General features: G+C 52.5%; 8 protein-coding genes. 5 read left to right on the forward strand and 3 right to left on the reverse strand.

Annotated elements, in window-relative coordinates; translation table 11 throughout:
• Positions 1-121: 121 nt before the first annotated feature.
• The 3 genes from degS to zapG all read right to left on the reverse strand — a co-directional run bounded on the left by degS (position 122) and on the right by zapG (position 3,213).
• Positions 122-1,189 carry an outer membrane-stress sensor serine endopeptidase DegS gene (gene degS / locus FDW94_RS21970; RefSeq protein ID WP_008785952.1) on the reverse strand — a complete coding sequence of 356 codons (1,068 nt, stop codon included), beginning with the start codon at positions 1,187-1,189 and terminating at the stop codon, positions 122-124.
• An 89-nt stretch (positions 1,190-1,278) separates the two neighbouring features.
• On the reverse strand, positions 1,279-2,646 hold the full coding sequence (gene degQ / locus FDW94_RS21975; RefSeq protein ID WP_008785951.1) for a serine endoprotease DegQ: 1,368 nt from the start codon (positions 2,644-2,646) through the stop codon (positions 1,279-1,281).
• 168 nt (positions 2,647-2,814) lie between these two features.
• Complete coding sequence (zapG, locus tag FDW94_RS21980; RefSeq protein WP_003025147.1) at positions 2,815-3,213, reverse strand: Z-ring associated protein ZapG; 399 nt, start codon at positions 3,211-3,213, stop codon at positions 2,815-2,817.
• A 192-nt stretch (positions 3,214-3,405) separates the two neighbouring features.
• Between zapG and zapE the strand changes: the two genes are divergently transcribed.
• The 5 genes from zapE to sspB all read left to right on the forward strand — a co-directional run.
• Complete coding sequence (zapE, locus tag FDW94_RS21985) at positions 3,406-4,533, forward strand: cell division protein ZapE (RefSeq protein ID WP_008785949.1); 1,128 nt, start codon at positions 3,406-3,408, stop codon at positions 4,531-4,533.
• Positions 4,534-4,751: 218 nt separating this feature from the next.
• Complete coding sequence (gene rplM / locus FDW94_RS21990; RefSeq protein WP_003025141.1) at positions 4,752-5,180, forward strand: 50S ribosomal protein L13; 429 nt, start codon at positions 4,752-4,754, stop codon at positions 5,178-5,180.
• Positions 5,181-5,195: 15 nt separating this feature from the next.
• The gene (rpsI, locus tag FDW94_RS21995; RefSeq protein WP_003025138.1) at positions 5,196-5,588 is read left to right on the forward strand and encodes a 30S ribosomal protein S9; all 393 of its coding nucleotides are present in this window, start codon (positions 5,196-5,198) and stop codon (positions 5,586-5,588) included.
• Between the two features lie 316 nt (positions 5,589-5,904).
• Positions 5,905-6,543, forward strand: a complete 639-nt coding sequence (sspA, locus tag FDW94_RS22000; RefSeq protein ID WP_003025132.1) for a stringent starvation protein SspA — start codon at positions 5,905-5,907, stop codon at positions 6,541-6,543.
• Between the two features lie 5 nt (positions 6,544-6,548).
• On the forward strand, positions 6,549-7,041 hold a 493-nt coding region (gene sspB, locus FDW94_RS22005; RefSeq protein ID WP_137378261.1), incomplete at its 3' end, for a ClpXP protease specificity-enhancing factor.

Below are 7,041 nucleotides of genomic sequence, written 5' to 3' on the forward strand. Positions count from 1 at the left end.
TAGGCCTGATAAGCGTAGCGCCATCAGGCATTACGTACTAACTCTCTACGATATCGCCTAATAAAAACCGGAGCCAACATGCTCCGGTTTTTTTATGGTCAGTAGGCCGCCAGACGTGACGTTAATTGGTGGCCGGGTATTCCTGGATCGTTACCTGCAGCGTCAACTGTTTGTCATCACGCATCACGACAACGGAGATAACTGAACCTGGTCGAATCTCTGCCACCTGGTCCATCGTTTCCAGCGCAGACACCGCCGGTTTGTTATTGACCGAGATAATCAGGTCGTTAACCTGAATGCCCGCCTGCGCTGCCGGACCATCCGGGGAAACTTCGTTAACCACAATCCCCTGAATTTGATCCATCCCGCCGCCCTGAGCGTGCAGTGGTGCAATTTCGCGACCGCTGATACCGATGTAGCCACGAATCACGCGCCCGTCACGAATCAGCTTATCCATGATTTTGGTCGCCAACTGAAACGGAATGGCAAAACCGATCCCTTCCGGGGTTTCGCCATCGTTGCTCTTATCAAATGACAGCGTGTTAATCCCCATCAATTCACCCAGTGAGTTGACCAGCGCACCGCCGGAGTTTCCGTGGTTGATGGAAGCATCTGTTTGCAGGAAGTTTTGCCGTCCTGTCGGGTTCAGGCCAATTCGACCGGTGGCGCTGATGATCCCCTGAGTGATGGTTTGCCCAAGGTTGTAAGGGTTACCGATGGCGAGTACCACGTCACCAATGTGCGGCACGCGTTTGTTATTAATTGGGATTGTTGGCAGCCCGCCAGTGGCGTTGATTTTCAGCACCGCAAGGTCGGTTAACGTATCAGACCCCACAAGCAGCGCTTCAAATACGCGACCGTCCTGCAATGCGACGATGATTTGGTCGGCATCGTTAATGACGTGCTTATTGGTAATGATATAGCCGCGCTGATCCATGATAACGCCTGAGCCGAGCGTGCGGATCTCAAGCTGGTTGTGCGCGGTACTGTTCATACTGCGGTTATAAACGTTCACGACGGCAGGCGCTGCGCGGCGAACCGCCGGGTTATAGCTAGCGGGCGTTTCATCTGCACTGTCGAACTGCGGTGCGGTAAGCGTATTAATTTTTCGCAGAGAGGGCATCGCGGCCAGCAGGATGGCGCCGACGATTAAACCAATCGCGACCGAACGTAAAAGCTTCACAAACATGATGGCGGCGTCATTAATAAAGGGAACGGCAGCAGCATATCACGAGTTTACCGGACATCACACGAGGGGCTGATGTCCGGTTGCATACGTTATCGCAGGAGCAGGTAAATACTCTCGTTACCGCGCACCACCTGCAGAGCAATGATCGACGGTTTCGCTTCCAGCACTTTTCGCATTTCGGCGATTGAGTTTACGCGATCGCGGTTAACGCCAATGATAACGTCATCTTTATGCAGACCGGCCTGTGCTGCAGGGCTGCTTTTTTCTACGTTATCAATTCTGATGCCTTTGGTACCGTCTTTTAACTGACCATCGCTGAGCGTGGCCCCTTGCAACGCAGGCGCAATCATCTCTGCGCTGGCGGACGATGATGTGCTGGTATCGAGGGTGACTTCAACCTCCAGCGGTTTACCGTTACGCAGCAGGCCCAGTTTGACCTTGGTCCCAGGTTCAGTTGTCGCAATGCGTGAACGCAGTTCGGCGAAGCTGTTGAGCGGTTTACCGTTGAGGCTGGTAATGACGTCACCAGATTTCACTCCCGCTTTTGCGGAGCCGGAGTTAGGCAGAACCTCACTGACAAACGCGCCACGCTGTACGTCCAGTTTGAACGCTTTGGCGATATCCGAGGTCATTTCGGTGCCTTTGATACCCAACAGACCGCGTTTGATTTCACCAAATTGCATCAGTTGCTGTGCCAGCGTGCGCGCCATGTTGCTCGGGATTGCAAAACCAATCCCGATGCTGCCGCCGCCGGGGGCCAGAATCGCGGTGTTAATACCGATCAGCTCACCGTTCAGGTTGAGCAATGCGCCGCCGGAGTTACCGCGGTTGATAGAGGCATCAGTCTGAATAAAGTTTTCCAGACCTTCCAGGTTCAACCCACTGCGACCCAAGGCAGATACAATGCCGGAGGTGGCTGTTTGACCCAAACCGAACGGGTTACCCACAGCCACCGCGAAATCACCCACGCGGAGTTTGTCGGAGTCAGCAATGGCAATTTGCGTCAGGTTGCTGGGGTGCTGAATTTGTAGCAGTGCGATATCGCTCTGATCGTCGCTGCCGATAAGCTTAGCGTCGAACTCTCGGCCATCATTAAGCTGAACGCTGATTTTTTGCGCCTGATTAATAACGTGGTTATTGGTCAGAACGTAGCCTTTGGCTGCGTCAATGATGACCCCTGAACCCAGCCCTTCAAAGGGTTGTGACGGTTGATCGGGAAGTTCATCACCAAAAAACTTTTTGAACTCTTCCGGGACTTTCTGCCCCTGAGTGGCTGTACCTTCAACCCTTACGCTCACCACGGCAGGTAACACTTTCTCCAGCATCGGAGCGAGGCTGGGAAGCGCAGCCTGACCGGGAACCTGGCCGGGGATAGACGCTGCGGCCGGGAATGGCGCCGAGAGAGTTAACCCGACACTTAACGCTAATGCACTCAACAGCTGGGTTTGTTTTTTCATGGATCCTGCTCTCGTACCTTGAGTAAACGGAAGATGATTCAAAACAGGTTGATGTTATTGAATTTTCGGTTTGGTCACAATGCGGCTAACGACTAAATAATAGCTGGGACAGGAAGAGAAGCGGAGGGCGCAATTGCTGCGCCCAATAAATTTCTTAACGATGTGCGGTTAGTCGCGCTTTGCGCCACTACGCAGCAGGCCGGATGCCCCTTCAGAATAGTCACGTGGCATCTGAACCGGCGCCTGATCGTTGCCTGCTTCAGACTCTGCCAGACGGTTACGGAACGGGTTGTTTTCCGGCGACATACCCGGCAGCAGGTTGCTGGAGCTTTTCGCCATGTGCTGGTAAATCTGACGATAATCGTCCGCCATGTTATCCAGCAATTCAGCGCTGCGGGCAAAGTGGCTCACCAGCTCTTCGCGGTACTCTTCCAGCTCAGCTTTATTTTTTTCCAGTTCGTACTGCAATGCCTGCTGTTGGCGTAATTTACGATTACCAAAACGCATGGCTACAGCACCAATAATGATACCGACGACTAACCCAATTAGCGCATATTCCCAGGTCATGAACATCTCCCGTTGTCTTGTGTTTCCGTAGGGTGTTGGCTTTAGGCTCCATGCCTGCGCCTGATTATGCCACTATAACCGCTAATCCCGTAGAAGTGGAATCCCGTGTTTATATCACGTAATGTAGAACGGCCTTTTTTTCGTCAACCGTGAGCGACGGCACATCGATTCTCAAGGAATAACAATAACATCATGCAAAGCTTTTCCCCTACATCGCGTTACCAGCAAGCCCTCAACGACGGCAGTCATCAACCCGACAACGTACAACTCGAAGCCGTGAATCGACTGGAAACCATTTTCCAGGCGCTTACGACGCCAGCACGTCCTGCGCCGCAGGAGAGTGGACTGATGGCGCGTTTTGGTAAGTTGCTGGGCAAGCGTGAGTCACCGATCAACGCGCCGGTGCGTGGTTTATATATGTGGGGCGGAGTTGGGCGCGGAAAAACCTGGCTGATGGATCTGTTCTACCATAGCCTGCCAGGCGAACGTAAACAGCGTTTGCACTTTCACCGTTTTATGCTGCGCGTGCATGAAGAGCTTACTGCCTTACAGGGGCAGAGCGATCCGCTGGAAATCATCGCCGACCGCTTTAAGGCCGAAACCGACGTGCTGTGCTTCGACGAATTTTTTGTTTCTGATATCACCGACGCCATGCTGCTCGGCGGCCTGATGAAAGCGCTGTTTGCCCGCGGTATTACGCTGGTGGCGACCTCTAATATTCCGCCAGATGAGCTATATCGTAACGGTTTGCAACGCACGCGTTTTCTTCCTGCCATTGATGCGATCAAACAGCATTGCGACATCATGAATGTCGATGCCGGCGTCGATTATCGTCTGCGCACCTTAACGCAGGCGCATTTGTGGTTGTCGCCATTGAATGAGGAAACCCGCCAGCAGATGGATAAGCTTTGGCTGGCATTAGCGGGAACCAAAGTTGAACATGCGCCAACGCTGGAGATCAATCATCGTCCGATGCAGACGCTGGCCGTCGAAAACCAAACGCTGGCGGTGTCGTTTACCACGCTCTGTGTCGATGCCCGGAGTCAGCATGACTACATTGTGCTGTCGCGTCTGTTTCACACGGTGCTGTTGTCTGATGTGCCGGTCATGACCCCGCTGATGGAGAGTGAAGCGCGACGCTTTATCGCATTGGTGGATGAGTTCTACGAACGCCACGTCAAGCTGGTGGTCAGTGCGGCATCACCCCTCTATGAAATTTATCAGGGCGAGCGTCTTAAGTTTGAATTTCAGCGTTGTTTGTCGCGTTTGCAGGAGATGCAAAGCGAAGAGTATCTGAAGCGGGAACATTTAGCCGGTTAAACCTGCCGCAAATCACATAAAGGGGTCGATCTTTGACCCTGACTTCTCTATAATCTTGCGACCCCACGTTACGAGAGAGTTTTTTTCCCAAAACTTTCTATGCGCCGGCATAGGCTATTCGAAGGGGTAGGTTTGCTGGACAATGTCGTGTGAACCTCAACTGACAAAACGTTTGGGTGTTCACCAACGTGTAACTTATTTATTTGGGTAAGCTTTTAATGAAAACTTTTACAGCTAAACCAGAAACCGTAAAACGCGACTGGTATGTTGTTGACGCGACCGGTAAAACTCTGGGCCGTCTGGCTTCCGAACTGGCTCTGCGCCTGCGCGGTAAGCACAAAGCGGAATACACTCCGCACGTAGATACCGGTGATTACATCATCGTTCTGAACGCTGACAAAGTTGCTGTAACCGGCAACAAGCGTACTGACAAAGTGTACTATCACCACACCGGCCACATCGGTGGTATCAAACAAGCGACCTTTGAAGAGATGATTGCTCGCCGTCCTGAGCGTGTGCTTGAAATCGCGGTTAAAGGCATGCTGCCAAAAGGCCCGCTGGGTCGTGCTATGTTCCGTAAACTGAAAGTTTACGCTGGCAACGAGCACAACCACGCGGCACAGCAACCGCAAGTTCTTGACATCTAATCGGGATTATAGGCAATGGCTGAAAATCAATACTACGGCACTGGTCGCCGCAAAAGTTCCGCAGCTCGCGTTTTCATCAAACCGGGCAGTGGTAAAATCGTAATCAACCAACGTTCTCTGGAACAGTACTTCGGTCGTGAAACTGCCCGCATGGTAGTTCGTCAGCCGCTGGAACTGGTCGACATGGTTGAGAAACTGGATCTGTACATCACTGTTAAAGGTGGTGGTATCTCTGGTCAGGCTGGTGCGATCCGTCACGGTATCACCCGCGCTCTGATGGAGTACGACGAATCCCTGCGTGGCGAACTGCGTAAAGCTGGCTTCGTTACTCGTGATGCTCGTCAGGTTGAACGTAAGAAAGTCGGTCTGCGTAAAGCACGTCGTCGTCCTCAGTTCTCCAAACGTTAATTGTACTCTGCTTCGGCAGACGACAATTTGCGAAAAAACCCGCTTCGGCGGGTTTTTTTATCGTTATTTCTCGCCTCAGATCCACGGTAATCCGCTGATTGCCACCTCTTTTTCCCCATTTCAAGAATCGACTCACCACAAAGGTCACAAAATCTGGTAAACTATCATCCAATTTTCTGCCCAAATGTCCGGTATCGTTCATTTTTTGTTTGCATTTTGAGCAGTAATGACTTTCCCGAGTTTGGGTGACATCACTTCTGGCTGGCCACTGAGTGGCTGGTAGCAGTAAAAATTCTGAATATACCTGGAGGTTTTCATGGCTGTCGCTGCCAACAAACGTTCGGTAATGACGCTGTTTTCTGGTCCTACTGACATCTATAGCCATCAGGTCCGCATTGTGCTGGCTGAGAAAGGTGTTAGTTTCGAGATTGAGCATGTGGAGAAGGACAATCCACCTCAGGATCTGATCGACCTCAACCCGAATCAGAGCGTACCGACACTGGTGGATCGTGAGCTGACCCTGTGGGAATCTCGCATCATTATGGAATACCTGGATGAGCGCTTCCCGCATCCGCCGCTGATGCCGGTTTACCCGGTTGCGCGTGGTGAAAGCCGCCTGTACATGCAGCGTATTGAAAAAGACTGGTACACGCTGATGAACGTCATCGTGAACGGTTCTGCTTCTGAAGCCGAAGTCGCGCGTAAGCGTCTGCGCGAAGAACTGCTGGCAATCGCGCCAGTATTTGGCCAGAAACCTTACTTCCTGAGCGATGAGTTCAGCCTGGTAGACTGCTACCTGGCGCCGCTGCTGTGGCGTTTACCGCAGCTGGGTATTGAATTCAACGGTGCAGGTTCGAAAGAACTGAAAGGGTACATGACTCGCGTCTTCGAACGTGACTCTTTCCTGGCTTCTCTGACTGAGCCTGAACGTGAAATGCGTCTGGGCCGGGGTTAACCTGTATGGATTTGCCACAGCTAACACCACGCCGTCCGTATCTGCTGCGCGCGTTCTATGAGTGGTTGCTGGACAACCAGCTCACGCCGCATCTGGTGGTGGATGTGACGCTCCAGGACGTGCAGGTTCCAATGGAATATGCGCGTGACGGGCAAATTGTTCTGAATATTGCACCGCGTGCGGTGGGCAACCTGGAACTGGCTAACGATGAAGTGCGCTTTAACGCGCGCTTCGGTGGTGTGCCGCGTCAGGTGTCTGTGCCGTTGGCTGCCGTTCTGGCAATTTATGCACGTGAAAATGGCGCCGGTACGATGTTTGAACCGGAAGCCGCCTACGACGAAGATGTTGCCAGCTTAAATGATGACGACAACGACACGTCTGGTTTTGAGAGTGAAACGGTCATGTCGGTCATTGATGGCGATAAACCTGATAATGGCGACGACAACGATCCGGATGATACTCCGCCACCGCCTCGCGGTGGGCGTCCAGCGCTGCGCG

It is taken from the genome of Citrobacter sp. wls757 (assembly GCF_005280935.1).
In the GTDB taxonomy this organism is placed as follows: Bacteria; Pseudomonadota; Gammaproteobacteria; order Enterobacterales; family Enterobacteriaceae; genus Citrobacter; species Citrobacter portucalensis.

Coding starts and splice junctions, on each gene's coding strand:
- degS (WP_008785952.1), bottom strand. CDS start 1,189: ATGTTTGTGAAGCTTTTACGTTCGGTCGCGATTGGTTTAATCGTCGGC.
- degQ (WP_008785951.1), bottom strand. CDS start 2,646: ATGAAAAAACAAACCCAGCTGTTGAGTGCATTAGCGTTAAGTGTCGGG.
- zapG (WP_003025147.1), bottom strand. CDS start 3,213: ATGACCTGGGAATATGCGCTAATTGGGTTAGTCGTCGGTATCATTATT.
- zapE (WP_008785949.1), top strand. CDS start 3,406: ATGCAAAGCTTTTCCCCTACATCGCGTTACCAGCAAGCCCTCAACGAC.
- rplM (WP_003025141.1), top strand. CDS start 4,752: ATGAAAACTTTTACAGCTAAACCAGAAACCGTAAAACGCGACTGGTAT.
- rpsI (WP_003025138.1), top strand. CDS start 5,196: ATGGCTGAAAATCAATACTACGGCACTGGTCGCCGCAAAAGTTCCGCA.
- sspA (WP_003025132.1), top strand. CDS start 5,905: ATGGCTGTCGCTGCCAACAAACGTTCGGTAATGACGCTGTTTTCTGGT.